Origin of the sequence: Aequorivita sp. 609 (genome assembly GCF_014212065.1) — a bacterium.
GTDB lineage: Bacteria > Bacteroidota > Bacteroidia > Flavobacteriales > Flavobacteriaceae > Aequorivita > Aequorivita sinensis.
The window spans coordinates 452937-474414 of sequence record NZ_JACJVM010000034.1 but is presented as its reverse complement, the minus strand read 5'-3'; the positions used below and the strand labels follow the sequence as shown (position 1 = coordinate 474414).

Annotated in this window: 18 protein-coding genes; 9 read left to right on the top strand and 9 right to left on the bottom strand. The window is 36.0% G+C overall.

The features are described 5' to 3' along the window. Positions 1 to 31 precede the first annotated feature (31 nt). The 4 genes from rplM (at position 32) to tsf (ending at position 3069) form a co-directional block, all read left to right on the top strand. The gene (rplM, locus tag H4O20_RS11575; RefSeq protein ID WP_139854295.1) at positions 32 to 487 is read left to right on the top strand and encodes a 50S ribosomal protein L13; all 456 of its coding nucleotides are present in this window, start codon (positions 32 to 34) and stop codon (positions 485 to 487) included. After that, positions 487 to 873, top strand: coding sequence for a 30S ribosomal protein S9 (gene rpsI, locus H4O20_RS11570; RefSeq protein ID WP_139854294.1), 387 nt, complete (start codon positions 487 to 489; stop codon positions 871 to 873). Before rplM ends, rpsI begins: the two co-directional genes overlap by 1 nt. 251 nt (positions 874 to 1124) lie before the next feature. After that, positions 1125 to 2006 carry a 30S ribosomal protein S2 gene (gene rpsB / locus H4O20_RS11565; RefSeq protein WP_139854293.1) on the top strand — a complete coding sequence of 294 codons (882 nt, stop codon included), beginning with the start codon at positions 1125 to 1127 and terminating at the stop codon, positions 2004 to 2006. A gap of 97 nt (positions 2007 to 2103) precedes the next feature. Continuing rightward, complete coding sequence (tsf, locus tag H4O20_RS11560; protein WP_139854292.1) at positions 2104 to 3069, top strand: translation elongation factor Ts; 966 nt, start codon at positions 2104 to 2106, stop codon at positions 3067 to 3069. Positions 3070 to 3303: 234 nt separating this feature from the next. On the opposite strand, the gene H4O20_RS11555 is transcribed toward tsf, so the two are convergent. After that, complete coding sequence (locus H4O20_RS11555; RefSeq protein ID WP_185099335.1) at positions 3304 to 4023, bottom strand: T9SS type A sorting domain-containing protein; 720 nt, start codon at positions 4021 to 4023, stop codon at positions 3304 to 3306. A 281-nt stretch (positions 4024 to 4304) separates the two neighbouring features. Here H4O20_RS11555 and polA point away from each other — a divergent pair, with 281 nt between their 5' ends. Then, positions 4305 to 7184, top strand: coding sequence for a DNA polymerase I (gene polA, locus H4O20_RS11550; protein WP_260402667.1), 2880 nt, complete (start codon positions 4305 to 4307; stop codon positions 7182 to 7184). Positions 7185 to 7278: 94 nt separating this feature from the next. Here polA and H4O20_RS11545 read toward each other — a convergent pair whose 3' ends face one another. After that, positions 7279 to 7746, bottom strand: coding sequence for a lipocalin family protein (locus H4O20_RS11545; RefSeq protein ID WP_185099334.1), 468 nt, complete (start codon positions 7744 to 7746; stop codon positions 7279 to 7281). A 131-nt stretch (positions 7747 to 7877) separates the two neighbouring features. Here H4O20_RS11545 and H4O20_RS11540 point away from each other — a divergent pair, with 131 nt between their 5' ends. Beyond that, a complete protein-coding gene (locus H4O20_RS11540; RefSeq protein WP_185099333.1) occupies positions 7878 to 9566 on the top strand; it encodes an ABC transporter ATP-binding protein in 1689 nt (562 codons plus the stop codon). Positions 9567 to 9739: 173 nt separating this feature from the next. Here H4O20_RS11540 and H4O20_RS11535 read toward each other — a convergent pair whose 3' ends face one another. The 6 genes from H4O20_RS11535 to H4O20_RS11510 all read right to left on the bottom strand — a co-directional run bounded on the left by H4O20_RS11535 (position 9740) and on the right by H4O20_RS11510 (position 16781). Then, the gene (locus H4O20_RS11535) at positions 9740 to 10393 is read right to left on the bottom strand and encodes a CoA transferase subunit B (RefSeq protein ID WP_139854436.1); all 654 of its coding nucleotides are present in this window, start codon (positions 10391 to 10393) and stop codon (positions 9740 to 9742) included. 150 nt (positions 10394 to 10543) lie between these two features. Then, positions 10544 to 11242 carry a CoA transferase subunit A gene (locus tag H4O20_RS11530; protein WP_139854286.1) on the bottom strand — a complete coding sequence of 233 codons (699 nt, stop codon included), beginning with the start codon at positions 11240 to 11242 and terminating at the stop codon, positions 10544 to 10546. 158 nt (positions 11243 to 11400) lie between these two features. Further along, the gene (locus H4O20_RS11525; protein WP_185099332.1) at positions 11401 to 13710 is read right to left on the bottom strand and encodes a penicillin-binding protein 1A; all 2310 of its coding nucleotides are present in this window, start codon (positions 13708 to 13710) and stop codon (positions 11401 to 11403) included. 10 nt (positions 13711 to 13720) lie between these two features. Continuing rightward, entirely contained in the window at positions 13721 to 14200 is a 480-nt protein-coding gene (locus H4O20_RS11520; RefSeq protein ID WP_185099331.1) for a gliding motility lipoprotein GldH, read from the bottom strand. Then, on the bottom strand, positions 14193 to 15533 hold the full coding sequence (gene ricT, locus H4O20_RS11515; RefSeq protein ID WP_139854283.1) for a regulatory iron-sulfur-containing complex subunit RicT: 1341 nt from the start codon (positions 15531 to 15533) through the stop codon (positions 14193 to 14195). The genes H4O20_RS11520 and ricT overlap by 8 nt, the downstream gene beginning before the upstream one ends. Positions 15534 to 15749: 216 nt before the next feature. Then, on the bottom strand, positions 15750 to 16781 hold the full coding sequence (locus H4O20_RS11510; protein WP_185099330.1) for a rhodanese-related sulfurtransferase: 1032 nt from the start codon (positions 16779 to 16781) through the stop codon (positions 15750 to 15752). A gap of 442 nt (positions 16782 to 17223) precedes the next feature. On the opposite strand from H4O20_RS11510, the gene recA reads away from it, so the two are divergent. From recA to H4O20_RS11495, 3 genes are all read left to right on the top strand, one after another. Further along, positions 17224 to 18231, top strand: coding sequence for a recombinase RecA (gene recA, locus H4O20_RS11505; protein ID WP_139854281.1), 1008 nt, complete (start codon positions 17224 to 17226; stop codon positions 18229 to 18231). Positions 18232 to 18361: 130 nt separating this feature from the next. Further along, complete coding sequence (locus H4O20_RS11500; RefSeq protein ID WP_185099329.1) at positions 18362 to 18901, top strand: RNA polymerase sigma factor; 540 nt, start codon at positions 18362 to 18364, stop codon at positions 18899 to 18901. Positions 18902 to 19013: 112 nt separating this feature from the next. Continuing rightward, positions 19014 to 20576, top strand: coding sequence for an outer membrane beta-barrel protein (locus H4O20_RS11495; RefSeq protein ID WP_185099328.1), 1563 nt, complete (start codon positions 19014 to 19016; stop codon positions 20574 to 20576). Between the two features lie 96 nt (positions 20577 to 20672). Here H4O20_RS11495 and H4O20_RS11490 read toward each other — a convergent pair whose 3' ends face one another. Next, positions 20673 to 21413, bottom strand: a complete 741-nt coding sequence (locus tag H4O20_RS11490) for a 1-acyl-sn-glycerol-3-phosphate acyltransferase (RefSeq protein WP_185099327.1) — start codon at positions 21411 to 21413, stop codon at positions 20673 to 20675. Positions 21414 to 21478 lie beyond the last annotated feature (65 nt).

Sequence of the window (21478 nt, the reverse complement as noted above, 5' to 3'; positions counted from 1 at the left end):
CAATGAATTATTAACGATTGACAAAAAACTAATGGATACATTAAGTTACAAAACAGTATCTGCTAACAAGAATACCGTTGTAAAAGAATGGTTGCTAGTAGATGCGGACGGGCAAACATTGGGTCGTCTTGCAAGCGAAGTTGCTAAATTACTTCGCGGTAAGCACAAACCAAGTTTCACCCCTCACGTAGATTGCGGTGACAACGTAATTATTATTAACGCTAGTAACATCAACCTTACTGGTAACAAATGGGCCGACAAGACCTACATTCGCCACACAGGCTATCCTGGTGGACAACGTAGCTTAACTGCTGCCGAAATGTACAAAAAAGACCCTACAAGGCTTGTTGAAAAAGCTGTAAAAGGAATGCTTCCAAAAAATAAATTGGGCGCAGATTTGTTCAGAAACCTTAAAGTGTATGCAGATGCAAATCACGGACAGGATGCACAAAAACCTCGAACTATTAACTTTAACGACAACAAGTAATGGAGACAATTCACAAAATAGGCAGAAGAAAAACCGCTGTTGCACGTGTGTACCTTAAAGAAGGAAAAGGAAACATTACTATCAACAAGCGTGAGTTGGATAAATACTTTACTACTGGAACGCTTCAGTATAAAGTTAAACAACCTTTAGTACTTACAGACAACGAAAACACTTTCGATATCAACGTAAATGTATTCGGTGGTGGAATTACAGGACAAGCAGAAGCTATTCGTCTTGCTATTTCTCGCGCAATGTGTACGTTAAACGACGAAAACCGTGGAATTTTAAAACCAGAAGGTTTATTAACAAGAGACCCAAGAATGGTAGAGCGTAAGAAATTCGGACAAAAGAAAGCTCGTAAGAAATTCCAATTCTCGAAACGTTAATATTTCGACAAAGCTTCTACTGAGCGTTGCCGAACTACTCAGCAACCTTAGTATTGAGCGTATCTTGACAAAATTATTACTCAACTCGATTGGGTATCTCAAATGGGATACCCAATTAAAGTTGAAAAGTTCATAATCATTATTAATTATTAAAGCTGTTAACCCGAAAACCGGGTGTTAGTTTAGCATCTAAACCAAATTCATATTTAGAAGAGGTTGCTATCCTTTCACAGAACGTAAACTAAAACAAAATGGCAAAAAAAGTAGAAGTAAAAGACTTACTTGAAGCTGGTGTACACTTTGGACACCTTACCCGCAAATGGAACCCAAATATGGCGCCGTATATCTATATGGAACGCAACGGGATTCACATCATCAACCTTTACAAAACTGCTGCAAAAATTGAAGAAGCTAGTGAAGCTCTTAAGAAAATCGCAGCTAGTGGTCGCAAAATCCTTTTTGTAGCTACTAAAAAACAAGCAAAAGACATCGTTGCTGAAAAAGCAAAAGCGGCAAACATGCCTTACATCACAGAAAGATGGCCAGGTGGTATGCTTACAAACTTTGTAACTATCCGTAAGGCTGTTAAAAAAATGTCTTCTATCGATAGAATGAAGCAAGATGGTACTTTCAACACACTTTCTAAGAAAGAGCGTTTGGCAGTAGATCGTCTTCGTGCTAAATTAGAGAAAAACTTAGGTTCTATTTCTGATATGAGCCGTCTTCCTGCAGCACTTTTTGTTGTAGATACAACTCGTGAGCACATTGCAGTTGCTGAAGCTTTAAAATTAAACATTCCTATTTTCGCAATGGTGGATACTAACAGTGACCCTCGCGTTATTGATTACGTAATCCCATCTAACGATGATGCTTCAAAATCTATTGAAAGCATTATGAGTTTTGTTTCTGAAGCTATCATTGAAGGACTTTCTGAAAGAAAATCTGGAAAAGAAGATGACGAAGAAGGAATGGCTAAAAAAGCAAAATCTTCTAAAGATTCTAAACCTGCTAAAAAAGCAAAAGTAGAAGTTGAAGTTCCTTCAACAGACGAAGAAGACGTAAAAGCAATGAAAGAGGCTAAGCAGCCTGTACGTCAGAAATCGAAAAAAGAAGTTCTAAACGAAGAAGAATAATAACAATATTTTAAAATTTAAAAGTCGTTTGGTTCTTTTCTTTGTTGAAAATTAATTGAACGACTTTTTTAATATTAAACCTAAAAAATTTAAGAAAATGGCAAAAATCACAGCCGCTGAAGTAAATAAGCTAAGACAAACAACTGGAGCCGGAATGATGGACTGTAAAAAGGCATTAGTTGAGGCAGAAGGAAATATGGAAGAAGCAATCTCTATCCTTAGAAAAAAAGGACAGAAAATTGCTGAAAAAAGAGCAGATCGCGATTCAAGCGAAGGTGTTGCAACCGTAAAAGTAAACAGCGACAACACAAAAGGTGTTGCCATTTCATTAAACTGTGAAACCGACTTTGTTGCTAAAAACGATTCATTCGTAGAAATGGCAAACAAAATGGCTGAGGTGGCATTAAATACTTCTTCTAAAGAGGAGTTTTTAGCTGCAGATTTTGAAGGTATCACAATTGCTGAAAAACTAACTGAGCAAACTGGTGTTATTGGTGAGAAAATAGAAATCGGTGGTTTCGAAATTCTTGAAGCGCCATTCGTAGGTTCTTATGTACACGTAAACAAAATTGCTGCTTTAACAGGTCTTTCAAAAGCTGTTGACAACGCAGAAGAGCTAGCAAAAGATGTTTCTATGCAGGTAGCTTCTATGGGTGCAACTACGCTTTCTTACAAAGATTTTGATCCAGAATTTATCGCATCAGAAACTGAAGCTAGAATTGCTGTTATCGAAAAAGATAATATCGAGTTAGGCCGTTTAGGTAAGCCACAAAAAAATGTGCCTAAATACATCTCTAGAGCACAATTAACTCCAGAAGTTTTAGCACAAGCTGAAGAAGATGCAAAAGCAGAATTAAAAGCTGAAGGTAAACCAGAACAAATCTGGGACAGAATACTTCCTGGAAAACTAGAGCGTTTTATTAGTGATAATACTACGTTAGACCATGAAAAAGCATTGCTTGACCAAAACTTTATTAAAGACGAAAAGAAAAGCGTTGCAGATTACGTAAAAACGTATGGCGATGTTGAAGTTGTAGGCTTTAAAAGAGTTTCATTAGCATAAGCTTTTAGAAATATTTTATACAGAAAGAGGCTGAATTAATTCAGCCTCTTTTTTTTATGGATACTGTCAAGGGTAACTCAGGCAATAGCTGTCTGAAGACCTATTTATTGTTTTATAAATTTCTTTACAACTACCCATTAGTTGAATTATTTTATAATAACTCACATTTTCCAAATACTTCTTTTATTTTTGAAGAAACAGAAAAATGTCCGTTCGAGCGCAGTCGAGAACTATTTATTGTTTTACAAACTTTTTCACCTCTACTCTCCCACTTTCATCCGCTATCTTTAAAAAGTATATACCGCTGGATAGCTTTGAAATATCTATTGAAAGATGACTTTTAGAATTAAAATTTTGAGTACGCAAAAGCTTGCCTTCTGTGCTGAAAATCTGGATACTAAAGTTCCCTAAAGCTTTTGTTGAAGAAATTTTTAAGCTTTCTTTTACAGGATTGGGATAAAGGCCGAAATATGAATTGCTGAAGTGTTCAACAGTTAATGGCTCATCTCCATAAATTGCCATATTTCCATCTTCATTGATTAAGGATAGAACCTTCTGTCCGCCGGCTGTTATATCAATTTCATATAAGAATATTTTATTTTGTAATTGTGGTGTAAAAAAACCATAAATATAGAGTGATTCGAAAATTTGGTTTTCATTTAATGAACAAGTTACAGCACCAACAGTCCAATCGCTAACTGTAAATTTATCTTCGACCAAGCTATAATCAATATTATCTCCAATTATAAATGTGCAAAACTGTGTAGACAAACTACTTATATCTATTTCAAATTCAACATCAAGTGGAGCTTCATTATTATTAGGTGGATAATTATTTTCACCATCTATTATTACATTGCTTAAATACCAGGTATTTTCAAAAAGATGGGGATCTTGAGCGTTTGATGAAACATAAACTAGGCTCGTAAAAAGAAAAATTATAATTGTTTTCATAATTTGTTGTTTTAAAAGGTTTTTGGAACCTAAACAACTCCATTAGCGCCAATGTCTCACGATAGTTGTAAATTCTAAAATTAAAAATAGCTAAAAAAAATAAAGCATCTATTTTATCAGATTCTTGGAACATCTTTATTTTACCCTAATACAAGCTAATTTCCAAATACTTCTTTTATTTTTGAAGAAACAGAAAAATGTCCGTTCGAGCGCAGTCGAGAACTATAAGGACATCAACTTCATAAACCTTTCGGCTGCGCTCAGGAAGACTATAAATTATAATGATGCAAGAACCAAAAAAACGCCTTTTCCTTGTTGATGCCTACGCTCTTATTTTTAGAGGGTATTTCGCATTTATAAAAAATCCACAAATTAATAGCAAAGGTCAAAACACTTCGGCTATTATGGGATTTATGAATTCACTAATAGACGTAGTAAAAAGAGAACGTCCAGACCATCTTGCGGTTTGCTTTGATAAAGGCGGCAGCGAAGCTCGAAACGAAATGTTCCCTGAATACAAAGCGAATAGAGACGAAACTCCAGATGCAATACGTTTTGCAATTCCATACATCTATAGCATACTTGAGGCAATGAAAATCCCAGTAATGGTAAAAGAAGGCTTTGAAGCAGATGATGTAATTGGAACCTTGGCAAAAAAAGCTGAAAAAGAGGGTTATACCACCTATATGGTAACTCCAGATAAGGATTTTGCACAATTGGTTTCCGAAAATATATTTATGTACCGCCCTGTTTTTGGTGGAGGTTATGAAACATGGGGAATTCCAGAAGTTCAGAAAAAGTTTGAAGTAGAAGATCCGCTTCAGGTTATAGACTTCTTGGGAATGATGGGAGACAGTAGCGATAACATCCCGGGACTTCCAGGTGTAGGTGAAAAAACAGCGAAAAAATTCATAAGGGAATTTGGCTCAATGGAAGCCCTACTAGACAATACCGATAAGCTTAAAGGCAAAATGAAGGAGAAGGTAGAAGCTAATCGCGAAATTGGTTTACTCAGTAAACAACTGGCAACTATTATGCTGGATGTTCCTGTAGAATTTAATGAAGAAGATTTTGAAGTTTGCTCTCCTGATACAGAAAAGGTATTAGAAATATTTGACGAATTAGAGTTCAGAAGACTTAAAGATAATTTCCTAAAATCTTTCTCTGTAGAAGCTATGGCTTCTAATGGCACAAGCCGTGAACCAAAAGATGCAGAAAACAACGCTCCTACTACAAAGCAAAAAACATCAAAAGTAGCTGAACGCAGCCAAAGTGCTGGTCAAGGCCAATTTTCACTTTTTGGAGGCGATGGAGAGGCAGCAGCAGATGCTAAAGATTTTAATACACGGGCAACTATTGAAAATACCGAACACTTCTACCAAACCGTTCAACCTGGGATGGGCGCAAAGTTGTTTTTTCAAAATTTAATGAAGCAGAAAAGCGTGTGTTTTGACACAGAAACTACAAGTTTAAATCCGCTCGAAGCAGAACTCGTTGGTATTGCTTTCTCTTGGGAAAAAGGAAAAGGTTTTTACATTCCGTTCCCAGAAAACCGCGAAGAAACACAACAGATTCTAGAAGGTTTACGTCCTTTCTTTGAAGATGAATCAATTGAGAAAATAGGACAAAACTTAAAATACGATATTAAGGTTTTAGCAAAATACGATATAGCTGTAAAAGGGAAACTATTTGATACTATGCTTGCGCATTATCTTATCAATCCAGATATGCGCCATAATATGGACGTATTGAGCGAAACCTACCTCAACTATACTCCTGTTTCCATAACCGCATTAATCGGTAAAAAAGGTAAGAATCAACGCAGTATGCGCGATGTTGATATTGTTCAACAAACCGAATACGCAGTAGAAGATGCCGATATTACCTTACAACTTAAAGAACATTTTGAGAAAGAATTAGGCGAGGCAAACACTCAACAACTTTTTGATGAAATTGAGGTGCCACTATTACGTGTATTGGCCGCGATGGAATTGGAAGGTATTAATCTCGATAAAGGCTTTTTAAACAGTTTATCAGAGGCTTTAGATAGCGATATACTTCAATTGGAAAAGAATATTTACGAAGAAGCTGGAGAAACATTCAACATTGCTTCTCCAAAGCAATTGGGAGAGATTCTTTTTGGGAAAATGAAGCTTATCGACAAACCGAAAAAAACCAAGACCGGTCAATATTCTACTTCAGAAGATGTGCTTTCATACTTAGCGAAAGACCATAAAATCATCCGAGATGTATTAGAATATCGCGGCTTAGCTAAGTTAAAAAGCACCTATGTTGATGCTTTACCAGCACAGATAGAACCAACCACAGGTCGTGTACATACCGATTATATGCAAACCGTCGCAGCAACTGGGCGATTGAGTAGTAATAATCCAAACCTTCAAAACATTCCTATTAGAACAGAGCGCGGACGCCAAGTGCGAAAAGCATTTGTCCCAAAAAATAAAGACTATGTTTTAATGGCTGCGGATTATTCGCAAATTGAACTTCGCGTTATCGCTGCTTTAAGCGAAGAAGATAACATGATAGATGCTTTTAAAAACGGAGAAGACATTCACGCTTCTACGGCTGCAAAAGTCTTTAATGTACCATTAGAAGAAGTTACCCGTGAACAGCGAAGCAATGCTAAAACTGTTAACTTCGGGATTATTTACGGGGTTTCGGCTTTTGGATTAAGCAACCAAACCGATCTCTCTAGAACTGAAGCCAAAGAACTAATAGACACCTACTACAAAACCTACCCAAAACTTAGAAATTACATAAGTTCTCAAATAGACTTCGCACGGGAGCACGGATATGTGCAAACCGTTTTAGGCCGTAGACGCTATTTAAAGGACATTAATGGCAGCAACCAAGTGGTAAGAGGTGCGGCTGAAAGAAACGCTGTAAACGCTCCAATTCAAGGTAGTGCAGCAGATATCATCAAGCTTGCCATGATTAATATTTACAACAAGCTTGAAGAAGAGAATTATGAAAGTAAAATGCTCCTTCAGGTTCATGATGAATTGGTTTTTGATGTTTATAAACCTGAGTTAGAAAAGTTAAAAGCCATGGTAAAACACGAAATGGAAAACGCTTACAAGCTTACCGTTCCTTTAGATGTGGATTTGGGAGTAGGAGAAAATTGGCTAGAAGCGCATTAAACACCTAAAGGCTAAAATGCAAAAAAAATCAAATACTGAAGTAAAACAAAGGGCGTTTCTTAAGAAATGCCCTTTGAAATTTCATCAGTTTATGTCAATCTCTTTGCGAAATCATTTCTAAAGTGCCATAATCGTCTGTTGGCATTATGATTTTTAGCGTATTGTCATTTAGCGTATAGTCAAAAGTTTCTGTTATTGGCTCTGGACCTTCTATGGTAAACTTAATTTGGTCTCCCACAATTTCATAAGTGCCTTCATTTCTTTCGGTGCCTTGGCATCCAAAAACAATTTCTCCGTTTATTTCCTCTTGTGTTATCACACTAAACGATTGTGAGAAATCATTATTAGCAGAAAAGTTACTCGTTCCCTCTATACATGGAATTTCGTTAATTAGATTTCGATTAAAAGATCCGTCGTTGTTTAAGTCTACAGGAATAGCCACATTCATTTCAGTTAGCGACCAAGAACCTACTATAGACGTTTCTGCTGAATTACTATCATCATGAGAAGAGCAAGACGTAAATAAAACTATTGTAAATAAGGCGATAACTAATTTTTTCATATCATTTGATTTTCGTTAGAGATTCTCAAAATAAAACAATTATTTTCTTTTCTCGCTTGTCGCTACATCTTTTTAAATTTTTGAATTAAAACTACACACTCAATTTTAACTTAAATTCTATCTTTGATACTATGGAAAACACCCCATTAATATCGATTAAAGATCTTGTTCTTTCCTTTGGGGGCAAGAAAAAGAAAACTGAAGTTTTACATACTATATCTTTTGATGTATTTGAAAACGAAATTTTAGGGATTGTAGGCGAATCTGGTTCAGGTAAATCGGTTACATCTTTAGCACTTATGGGGTTATTGCCAAAAAAACAAGCCAACTTATCGGGAGAAATCTATTTCCAAGGAAACGATTTATTGAAGTACGATGAAAAGAAATTTAGAAAAATCCGCGGTAGCGAAATCGCAATGATTTTTCAAGAGCCTATGAGTGCGCTTAACCCTTCATTGAAATGCGGTTTTCAAGTTTCTGAAATACTCATGCTTCACTTAAATATGAATGCTTCTGAAGCCAAAAAGGAAACCATTTCGCTGTTTGAAAAAGTGAAACTGCCACGTCCCAACGAAATTTACAACAGTTATCCACATCAAATAAGCGGTGGACAAATGCAGCGAGTTATGATTGCCATGGCTATTGCTTGTAAACCTAAATTACTCATAGCAGACGAACCAACAACAGCACTTGATGTTACGGTACAGAAAGAAATTATTTCGCTTCTAAAATCGATTCAGAAAGAAACTAAAATGGCTATGCTATTTATTTCACACGATTTAAGTTTGGTTTCAGAAATTGCAGATAGAGTTTTGGTAATGTATAAGGGGAATATCGTTGAGAGTGCCACTACCGAAGAGATTTTTAAAAATCCTCAAAACGAATATACCAAAGCATTATTGGCGTCGCGACCTTCATTAAATGTGCGTTTAGCAGAATTGCCAACCATTGCTTCTATTGCTGATAAAAGTTTTAAGCCTAGAGAAATAAAAGCGACCGAACGCGCTAAAAAACATAAGCAGATATACACTCAGTCCCCTATTTTAGAAATCGTCAACCTTGAAAAATACTATTTCAGCAATGTGGGGCTTTTTGCCAAAACAGAAGTTGTAAAAGCAGTAGATAACGTTAGTTTTTCAGTTTTTGAAGGAGAAACTTTAGGGCTTGTAGGCGAATCGGGTTGTGGAAAATCTACTTTGGGAAAAACAATTCTTCAGCTTGAAAAAGCGACTGAAGGAAGTATAAAATATCGCGGTAAAGAACTTACAACGCTTTCAAAAACTGATATTAGAAATCTGAGAAAAGAAATTCAGATTATTTTTCAAGATCCATTTTCCTCTTTAAACCCTCGTTTGATGATAGGCGAAGCTTTGATGGAGCCCATGGAAGTTCACGGTTTAGGGAAAAATAAAAAAGAAAGAAGAGAGCGCGTTATTTCGCTTCTAGATAAAGTAGGTTTGGATGAGACATACTTTTACCGTTATCCGCACGAGCTATCAGGGGGGCAACGACAACGTGTTGGAATTGCTCGAACAGTAATAGTAGAGCCAAAACTTGTTATTTGTGACGAATCGGTTTCTGCTTTAGATATTTCTGTGCAGGCACAAGTTCTTAATCTCTTGAACGAACTGAAAAACGATTATGGCTTCACATATATTTTTATATCGCACGATTTGGCGGTGGTGAAATACATGTCGGATCAACTATTAGTGATGAATAAAGGGAAAATAGAAGAACTAGGAGATGCCGACGAAATTTACGAAAACCCGCAGACCGAATATTCAAAAAAGCTTATTCAAGCGATTCCTAAAGGGATTTAATCTTTCCTGAACAAAAAAGGCTATCCAAAAAGCAAGTCTCACTTTCTGTTCGAACGCAGTCGAGAACTTTAAATTACTGACTTCTAAATAGGTCTCGACTACGCTCGACCTAACAAATCAAATAATTTTTGCTTTTTAAATAACCCCTATTATATAAAAAAAGTAGAATTATTTTAAAATTTCATTTCAGGAATGTCACCTTCAACTACTAAATCACCTTCAGTTGCTTGTTGAATTTCTTCAACAGAAACACCAGGTGCACGTTCCAACAGGTGAAATTTACCATCTCTAACTTCCATTACTGCAAGATTGCTCACAATCTTCTTTACACAGGCAACTCCAGTAAGCGGTAGAGTACATTCCTTAAGCAATTTCGATTCGCCAGCGCGATTCGTATGCATCATGGCCACAATAATATTTTCGGCTGAGGCTACTAAATCCATTGCGCCTCCCATTCCTTTTACCATTTTACCCGGAATTTTCCAATTGGCAATATCACCGTTTTGAGATACTTCCATTGCTCCCAAAATAGTTAAATCGACGTGTTGGCCACGTATCATACCAAAACTCATTGCAGAGTCGAAGAAGGAAGCTCCGGGAAGGGCTGTAATAGTTTGTTTACCGGCATTAATTAAATCTGGGTCTTCTTCCCCTTCATAAGGGAATGGTCCCATTCCTAGAATTCCATTTTCACTTTGAAATTCTACACTAATATCGTCACGCACAAAATTCGCAACTAAAGTTGGAATTCCTATTCCTAAGTTCACGTAGTATCCGTCCTTAACTTCTTTTGCTATTCGTTGTGCTATTTGGTTTTTATCTAACATCTCAATATTGTTAATTTGAAGTAGGTTTCCACCTTGGTTTATTCTGAGCGATGCCGAAGGGCTCAACCTGACATAATTATTTTTCCTTTGCGTTCTCTGATTCTTTATAGTCTAATATTTCATCTCTGAAAACGCTAAGATTCCAATTACTTATTTTTTACGCACTGTAAGTTGCTCAATGCGTTTTTCATATTTCTCACCTTGAAAAATTCGCTGAACAAAAATTCCAGGAATATGAACTTGATTCGGGTCTAATTCACCAGCAGGAACAAGTTCTTCTACTTCAGCTACTGTAATTTTTCCAGCACCACACATGGCAGGGTTAAAGTTTCTTGCTGTACCTTTAAAAATAAGATTTCCAGCTTCATCGCCTTTCCAAGCCTTTACAAATGAGAAATCAGCTTCAAAAGCTCTCTCCATTATGTGCATTTTTCCGTTAAATTCACGGGTTTCTTTACCTTCAGCTACTTCGGTTCCGTAACCTGCAGGAGTAAAAAAGGCTGGAATACCAGTTCGAGCAGCTTCACATCTTTGTGCTAGCGTTCCTTGAGGAACAAGCTCTACCTCCATTTCGCCACTTAGCATTTGGCGTTCAAATTCGGCGTTTTCTCCTACATAAGAAGAAATCATTTTCTTTATTTGGTGCTTTTTAAGCAAAAGACCTAGACCAAAATCATCTACACCTGCATTATTTGAAATACAAGTAACACCTTGAATGTTTCGTCTAACCAATTCGTTGATTATGTTTTCAGGAATACCACAAAGACCAAAGCCTCCGAGCATAAAAGTCATTCCGTCTTCAATGCCTTCACAGGCTTCTCGAACGTTTGCTACTGTCTTATTTATCATTTTTAAAATTTTTCTGAAAATTACAAAATTTGTCTGAGTATTCAGGACAATTCTACAAACACCTAATAAACACCTAACTGTTAAATCAATAGAAAAACAGCTCTTTTGATATCAGTAAAAAGTCTAAAATTTAGTTTTTATGATTATTAGATTTTTAATTAAAAATCAAACTCATCTGGAATTTCTTCCTTATCAGCATCCCTATCTCTCCATACTGCACAGTTAGTTTCAATAGAAAGATTACTTGGACGCTTAAAGTTTTCAGTAGACACATCTAAATCTTTATCGGCATAGCAACTCTTCATATACATTCCCCAAATTGGTAGTGCCATTGTTGCTCCTTGTCCGTATCTAGTGCTTCTGAAATGTGTAGCTCTATCATCTCCTCCTACCCAAACTCCTGTAACGAGATTTGGAACCATCCCCATAAACCAACCATCACTGTTGTTTTGTGTAGTCCCCGTTTTACCAGCAATAGGATTTTTAAAATCGTATGGATATCCTGTCATAACTTCTTTGTAAAAAGGTGAATTAACAGCCCAATTTCCTCTTAAACGAGTACCCGTTCCTGATTGCGTTACTCCTTCCATTAAACTAGTTGTAACATACGCAGTTTCGTTACTTATAACATCTCGTGTTTTTGGAACATTTTGATAAAGAACAGTTCCATTTTTATCCTCAATTCTTTGAATAAGAATAGGCTCTATATATACTCCTTCATTTGCAAAGGTGCTGTAAGCTCCAACCATTTCATAAACCGATAAATCTGCAGTTCCTAAAGCAATTGATGGTACTGCAGGCATATTATCTGTATTTGCACCCATTTTTTTCACTAGGTCGATAACTGGTTCTGGTCCAACCCTATCAATAAGTCTTGCTGTAATTGTGTTGATAGAATTTGCAAGAGCGTGTTTAAGAGAGACCATTCCTCCATAACTACCTCCCGAGTTTTTAGGTGTCCAAGGTTTTATTAAGTTGTGTTTTCCAGCTGGGATTGTGTACATAGTATTTGGTAATGTATCACAAGGAGACATATGCATTTGGTCTATAGCTGTTGCGTAAACAAATGGCTTAAAAGTGGAACCTATCTGGCGTCTTCCTTTTTTAACCATATCGTATTTGTAATGTTTGTAATCTATTCCACCAACCCATGCTTTTACTTCACCTGTTTGTGGTGTCATAGACATCATAGCTGCTTGCAAAAATGATTTGTGATAACGAATAGAATCTAACGGAGTCATAATTGTGTCAATGTCTCCTTTCCAAGAGAAAACACGCATCGGGATTGCTTTTTTAAAGCTTGCAATAATTTCTTCCTCGTCTTTTCCTTGTCTTTTCATATCGCGCCAGCGATCACTTTTTCGCATGGCTGAATTTAAAATCCCTTCGGTTTCTTTTTCTGTAATATCTCTAAAAGGCGCTGTTTTATTCCCTTTATTTTGTTCGTCAAAAACAGCTTGGAGGTTTGCCATATGCGTTTTAACAGCATTTTCGGCGTGAAGTTGCATTTTACTATCTATAGTAACATAAACCTTAAGTCCGTCTTGGTAAATATTGTATTTACTACCATCTGACTTTGGATGTTCTTTTATCCAATTTTCCATAAAATGACGCGCATACTCACGGAAATAAGTCGCACTTCCTTCATCGTGACCTTGCGGTGTAAATTCGATATTCAGTGGAAGAGCTTGTAGCGAATCTTTTACTTTTTCTGAAATATAATCGTATTTCTCCATTTGTGCTAACACCACATTTCTTCGGTTTTTAACACCTTCTGGATTTCGAATTGGATTATATAGGGAAGCATTTTTAAACATTCCTACAAGAGTCGCAGATTCATTAGTTGAAAGCTGAGACGGCGGTTTGTCGAAATAAATATAAGCTGCAGACTCTATACCAACAGCTTGATTCACAAAGTCGTATTCGTTAAAATACATTGTAATAATTTCCTCTTTTGTATAACGACGTTCCAAGCGAGTTGCAATTATCCATTCTTTAACTTTTTGTAGTCCTCTTTGGAATTTATTGCGAGATACCTGTTCGGTAAAAAACAGTTTTGCTAGCTGTTGACTAATTGTACTTGCTCCACCTCTAGAGCCTAAAAATGCAATTGCTCTTAATGTCCCGCGACCATCAATCCCGGAGTGATCGTAAAAACGAACGTCTTCAGTTGCAATTAATGCGTTAATTAAGTGGTCTGGTAAAGAATCGTAAGGTACTGGAGTACGGTTTTCTTTGTAGAATTTTCCAATGGTTTTTCCGTCGGATGAAATAATTTCAGTTGCGAGGTTTTTCTCTGGATTTTCTAGGCTTGTTTCATCTGGAAGACTTCCAAAAACGCCCCAAGAAGCCATTAAAAACATTAAGACTATTAGTAGTATAAACCCTGCGAAAATCTTCCAAAAGGTTCTAATGTGACGCCCTAAACTGCGTTTTTTATCTTTTGCGGATGCCTTTTTTTTTGCCATATTTTATTTACTATTTGGAAGCTTCTATACTAAACCCAACATCTGATATACCTTCAAGTTTGCTAACGCCTTCAATAGAACCGTTATTGCGCATTGCATGCCCTATGTTAACCTTGTAAGACCCTTCTTCAACAAACTGTACGTTTTCTTTATACCACAATTTATTTTCTTTTAAGTTTCCTATACCGTGTCCCATCCACGAACCATCGGGGTTAGCCATACGGTATTCTAAAGTGTCGGTAATTGTTTTACCGTGTGGAAACTCCATCGAAACTATTAAAAATAGGTTGTTGTACTTATATTCGTTAGTGTTTCTAATGTTTAAAAATAAATTATATTTTTTTAACGAATCTAATTCAGGCAATGTAAACACTACAGTTTCAGCAGCACCCCAATGCCCGTCCATTGCCTTTGTATCACTAAATACTGTATTAGAATCGCAAGAAACGAAACATACAGCAGCCACAAAAATCATTACTAATTTATTCATTTTTTGACGACTTTCTATTTCTATTTTGATTCGTTGGCTTATTAGATCCTTTATTACTTGACTTATTTGTAGGTTTATTTGCTGGCTTACTACTTGGCTTATTACTAGGCTTTTTTCTAGGTTTAGTATTAGCCTTTTTTGAAGCATTTTTATTTTCTCCAGCTGCAGGTTTATTGGCTGAATCCGCATTTGCACGAGGCTTAGATTTAGTCTTTTTTCTGCGCTTTTTAGGCTTCTGTTTTGGTTTGTCAAAACGCGTTAAACTATCTTGACCTACAACATTACTATACGGTTCTTTTTCGGCTACTGGAGCTTCAATAATGAATTCCTCTAATGCAAAAGGTTTTTTACCAGCCTTATTTAGCTCGATAATTTCGTTAGCCTTTTCAGCAGTAAGCTCGTGCCAATTCATGAAATCCTTTTCGTAGGCATACCAAAGCAAGCCTTTAAAAATATCAATTTTTTGGCAAGTAGCAGTTCCTTTTTCAGTTTGCAACTTAGTATCAGTACTTGGAAAAGACTCTAATGCTTCTAAATAAGTGTCTAATTCGTAATTCAAACAACATTTAAGCTTTCCACATTGTCCTGCAAGTTTTTGAGGGTTTAGAGAAAGTTGCTGATAACGTGCTGCCGAAGTATTTACCGAACGGAAATCTGTAAGCCATGTAGAACAGCAAAGTTCACGACCACAACTACCAATACCCCCTAAGCGCGCAGCCTCTTGGCGAAAACCAATTTGCTTCATTTCAATACGGGTATTGAAAGTTCGTGCAAATTCTTTAATTAATTCACGGAAATCTACTCTTTCTTCAGCGGTATAATAGAATATAACTTTTGATGCATCTCCTTGAAATTCTACATCGCTAATCTTCATTTGAAGTCCTAAACGAATAGCTATTTCTCGGGAACGTTTCTGAACATCTGCCTCCTTGTTACGGACCTCTTGCCAGATATCTATATCTTTTTGAGTTGCCTTGCGATAAATTTTTGGAAGCGCCTCGATTTTAGTAGGTACTCGTTTCTTTTTCATTTGAACTCTAACAAGCTCGCCTGTTAAAGTTACCATTCCTATATCGTGACCTGGCGAAGCTTCTGTAGCTACAGTATCGCCAATGCTTAGTGTGAGGTTATCTGGATTTTGGTAGAAATCTTTTCTACCGTTTTTAAAGCGAACTTCTACCGCATTGAAGGGTTCCATATTAGCGGGAAGTTGCATATTTGAAAGCCAATCAAACACCGTTAGTTTGTTACAGCCATCGGTTCCGCAAGTACCATTGTTCTTGCATCCCTTTGGCTGTCCGTTGGCGCCTGTGGCACAGCTGGTACAGCCCATATATTTTATATATAAAGCCCTGTTCTAAATGAAGAGGGACGAAAAATTAAACAAAATTACTAATCGGTAAAGATACCAATAAATAATTATGAATGCTGAATTCAGAATTATGAATTTTACTAATGAAATCGAGATTCAAAAATGAAGAGAAACACCTCAAAGTTATATTAGAAGCTGCAACCACCCGTTATCCTTAATCCAGCACTCAACACGTATTTACTTTTTAAACTTCAGCTTTTCAGAACGTCCCTTTTTAAATATTTTATTGCTATTCGGGATGCCTTGACGTCTTCTTTTTTGCTCTTCTTCTGGTAGATGAATAATCTCAATACAGTCGTCTGAACAGCAGTTTTCCATAGCTACAGCACACTTTTCACACTGAATAAACAGTAAGTGACAAGCCTGATTCGCACAGTTAGTATGCGTATCGCAAGGTTCTCCACATTGGTGACAGTGACTTATAATATCATCGGTAATTCGTTCGCCACGACGGTGATCGAAAACAAAATTTTTGCCTAAGAATTTATTTTCAAGTCCTAAGTTTTCTACTTGTCTAGCGTATTCAATAATACCACCTTCTAATTGAAAAACATTTTTAAAACCTTTGTGCTTGTAATATGCACTGGCTTTTTCACAACGAATACCTCCTGTGCAATACATCACAAGTTTTTTATCCTCCTTATGATCTCTTAAATCTTCTTCAATAATATCTAAAGAATCGCGGAAAGTATCTACATCCGGAGTAATCGCATTCTTGAAATGCCCTATTTCACTTTCGTAATGGTTTCGCATATCGACCAAAACTACATCTGGATCTTCAATAAGCTCATTAAAAGCAATAGCGTCTACGTGAATTCCTTTGTTGGTAACATCAAAAGTTTCATCATTTAATCCATCCGCCACAATTTTATCACGAACTTTTACTTTCAGTTTTAAAAACGATTTTAAATCTTGTTCAATAGCAATATTTAACCGAACATCTTTTAAAAAGTTTATTCCGTCTAAAAACTCTTTAAACTCCTTAAAACGTTTTGCCGGAACCGAAAGTTGCGCATTTATACCTTCGTGAGCTACATAAATTCGACCTAGAACATCTTGTTCATGCCAAGTAACAAAAAGGTGATTTCTGAAAAGATGAGGATTGCCTATTTTGGCGTATTGGTAAAATGAAAGGGTAAGCCGTTCTTCACCGGCTTCTTCTAATAGTGCTTCCCTTTCTTTAGCACTTAATTTATTGTACAGTTGCATGCTATACTAATTTTTAGGTGAAAAGAATTGATTTTTAAAGCTGCAAAGGTAATAGTTTTTGTAAAAAACGGAAGAAAGTCAAGAATTAATACTATCAACAACTACTTTAAAGATCTAATAGGAAGTGATTTTTATTTTAAAATTGAAAATAGACTTGCAACTATAAAAAATTTTAAAAATTAATTCCGAATAGAATAAAGGAAATCAACAACCTCCTCTATTACAATTTTAAAAAGATTATCAAATATAAAGCGGTTGTCATAAAAACCTAATTTACAATTGTTTAAATATTTAAATTGATGCAAGCTTAGTTTTTACAAGCCAAACTTCTAGCTTTCAAATTTGTTAACAAAAACACCTACCTATTCCATATTATTTTTGCCCTTCGCCTGAAGATATAGTATCTTAGCTAATTAAAATTCTATCATTAAACACATTGAAAATGAGCACTGAAAAAGACGCAAAACTTAAAGCTTTAAAGCTTACACTTGATAAACTTGACAAAACTTACGGTAAAGGTACCGTAATGAAAATGGGCGATAGTGCCGTAGAAGATGTAGACGTAATCCCAACAGGTTCCCTTGGTTTGGATGTGGCTTTAGGCGTTGGCGGCTATCCACGTGGAAGAGTTATTGAAATTTACGGGCCAGAATCTTCTGGTAAAACTACTTTAACGCTTCACGCAATGGCAGAAGCTCAGAAAAAAGGAGGTATTGCAGCATTTATCGATGCAGAGCACGCTTTTGATCGTGTATATGCCGAAAAACTTGGGGTAGATATTGAAAACCTTATTATTTCTCAACCTGATAATGGGGAACAAGCATTAGAAATTGCCGATAATCTAATTAGAAGTGGGGCTATCGATATCGTGGTTATTGACTCGGTTGCAGCTTTGACGCCAAAAAGTGAAATTGAAGGCGAAATGGGAGACAGTAAAATGGGGCTTCACGCACGTTTAATGAGCCAAGCACTACGAAAACTTACAGGTTCTATCAGTAAGACAAAATGTACGGTAATCTTCATTAACCAATTGCGTGAAAAGATTGGTGTAATGTTTGGAAACCCTGAAACCACAACAGGTGGTAACGCCTTAAAGTTCTATGCTTCTGTTCGATTAGACATTCGTCGCTCTACACAAATTAAGGATACCGACAGTAATGCTACCGGTAATAAAACCAGGGTTAAAGTTGTAAAAAACAAAGTAGCTCCACCATTCAAACAAGCTGAATTTGACATTATGTATGGTGAAGGAATCTCTAAAGTCGGGGAGATTATCGACCTTGGGGTTGACTTCGAAATCGTTAAAAAAGCAGGTTCTTGGTTTAGCTACGACGATACAAAACTAGGACAAGGCCGTGACGCAGTTAAAAGACTTTTATTAGACAACCCAGAGCTAATGGAAGAATTGGAAGTAAAAATTAAAGACGCCATTGCAGCATTAAATCAATAAATTTTTCAAAGAACCACGCAACCCTTTTGATACTGTGGCATCTACACAACGTAGGAACCTTGAATATTTACGGTTGCCCTCTAAAAATATAGAGGTATTTACAACTTAATGTTAATTCACGGTACCGCAATTGACTTTAGAAGAGCTCATACAACAATGCAAAAAGCAGAATGCAAAGGCACAAGGCGAATTGTACGAAAAGTACAACAGAATCCTATTTGCTATTTGTCTTCGCTATTCGCCTAATTACACAGAGGCAGAAGACAATTTGCAAGATGCATTTATAACCATTTTTAAAAAGGTTGAGCAATATAAAGGCAAAGGTTCTTTTGAAGGATGGATGAAACGGGTAACCGTGAATACTGTACTTCAAAAATACCGGAAACAGCGTAATTTTGAAATTGTAGACGAAGGCCAGATTGAAGATGAGGCAGAAGTAGAAATTGATAGCGAAGAAATTCCATTGGATTTTTTGTTGAAAATTGTACAAGAATTGCCAGACAGATATAGATTGGTCTTTAGTATGTATGTTTTGGATGGCTATCAGCATAAAGAGATTGCCGAAATGTTAGGTATTAGCGACGGAACGTCTAAATCTAACCTAGCACGCGCTAGAATGATATTGAAAAATAAGATTGAAGAGTATGATGCTAAAAACTATAACACTTAATGCATTATTGAATTGTTTAGAGTAATATATCCCCTGCTTTTAATTGGGTAGGGGTTTATTAAAAAAACTGACAGTTAAGTTTTAAAATAAAAGCCGAAAGTCAGCGATACTAATGAAAGAAAAGAAAGACATAGACAACATTTTTAAAGAAGGTTTCAAAAATCTTGAAGCCACTCCTTCGCCGCGCGTTTGGGAAAACATTCAAGCGGAGCTCAACAAGGAGAAAAAAGAACGCAAAGTTATTCCGTTATGGATAAAACTTGGCGGTGTTGCTGCGTTACTTGCTCTGCTCTTAACTGTTGGCAATTCTCTTTACAATTCTCCTGATATAATGGATGGTGAGCAAATCACCAATGAAAACTTTGAGCAAAACAATAAAAATCTTCAGAAAACTAGATCAGCATCAGAAATCCAAAACGCTAAAGTAGCTACTGAAGATATTACAACTCAAAATTCAAATTCTTCAGAAAAAATTGATGCGAAGGATAAAAATGAAACCAGAGCTTCAAATAAAACAGTTAAGGGAACTTCAGAAAAAGCTACCAATATAGTAGTTGCTTCAAGCAATTCTGAAAAGGAAAAAGCAATTCAAAAGCAAACTAATTCAGAAAGTCATATTTCTAAGAATATTTCAACAAAAGAGTTGAATGAAGGAATTGCCACTTCACAAAATCTATCAGAAAAAACCACACTAGACAAAACTGAAAAGAAAGCTGCTGATAAATTCATTAATTCCGAAAAGGAAATCATTATTAAAAATAATGAAGGAGTCGCTGAGATTGACAAATCAAAAGATGTAAACTCGAAAGTCATTCCAACGGATACAGAAAACGGTTTAGTGAAGGCTGAAGCAGAGATTAAACAAGATTCGGTAGTTAAAAAATCAATATTCGATGCCATTGCTGAAAATATTGAAGAAGATGAATCACAAAAGAAAAAGAAACAAAAACCAGAACATCGCTGGAAGATAGCACCAAATGTAGCTCCAGTTTATTACAGCAGTTTAGGTAACGGATCCTCTATAGACCCAACATTTACAGACAATCCACAAAAAGGAGATGTAAATATGAGCTATGGCGTACAAGTTAGTTACGCTGTTAGCAACCGCTTAAGTGTTCGAACCGGACTGAACAATGTAGATTTAAGCTATAGCACTTCCGATATTTTGGTAGGTACTGGCCCAGTATCATCTGCACTAAGGACTGTAGACTATGGTGGAAAGCAAATTGTTACGACTGTAGTTTCAAAATCAACTTTTCATAGCTCTGCTCCTTCAGGAGGTTTTGAAAACATCAATCTAAAATCTACTCAAGGAAACGCTAGGGTGATACAAAACATAAATTATTATGAAATTCCTGTTGAACTTAAATACTCACTATTAGACACTCGATTAGGAGTAAACCTGATAGGTGGATTAAGCACTTTAGTTTTAGGGAATAATGAAATTTCTGTAAAAGCAGATAACTTTAGCACTGTACTAGGAGAAGCTAATAACCTTTCAGATGTAAGCTTTTCAACTAATATTGGATTAGGACTAGATTACAAATTATCTAAGAAATTTACTTTTAATATTGAGCCTATGTTTAAATACCAGCTCAATCCATATACCGATTCTTCTGTAAACTTTAAACCGTATTATTTAGGAGTGTACAGCGGAATAAGCTTCAAGTTTTAAGTTAGTTTTAAGTTGATTGCGTTTGATTAAAAATCAACCATTGAAAAAACCGTTCTTAGCCATAGGATGGTTTTTTTGAGTTATAAAAAATTGAGGTTAAACTGTGGGCTTCAACAACTCATTCAAAATCACTTCTCGAGTTGCGTTTTTCAATTCCTTACGATCGGTCATTTCTAAGTTTTCGGTTTCGAATAGATTGTGAACTCTTACGCGCATTTTCCCAGGACCTCCCTTAAAAAAAGAGTATGGAAAACGTTTCTTATTATCATGAAACGTCATAGGCGCTATTGGGATTTTATGTTCAATAGACAATCTAAAAGCCCCATCTTTAAATTCATCTAAAAGAATAGACAAGTCGTCTGGCACTCCTCCTTCAGGGAAAATACATACACTTAACCCTTCATTTAGTCTTTTTTCTGCTCTGCGAAAAGCTTCCACCCTACTTTTAGTATTACCGCGATCAACCAAAATACAGGTGTGTTTATAGATATATCCGAATAGAGGTATTTTTGCCAACTCCTTTTTACCAACAAATACAAACGGATTTTTAGCAGTATAAAACATTAGCATTATATCCGTCATTGAGGTATGGTTTGCAACAAACATATAGCTTCTGCCTTTTTGATATTTTACATCTCTTTTAATAACCGGATAACACCCTATTCCATATATAATTATTATTGACCAAACTCGTGCCACCTTGAAAAAGAATGGATACCAGGAGCTTTTTAAAATACTTATTAGTAGAAAAGGAAAAAGTAAAATTGTAGCAAATGCTATTATTATATAAAACCAAATACGATAGAATGTCGCAAATATCTGTTCAAATAATTTCATCAGGGTCAAAAGTACATATTTGAAGTATGCAAATTATTGAAAAAAGGTACCTTTGCTAAAATTTT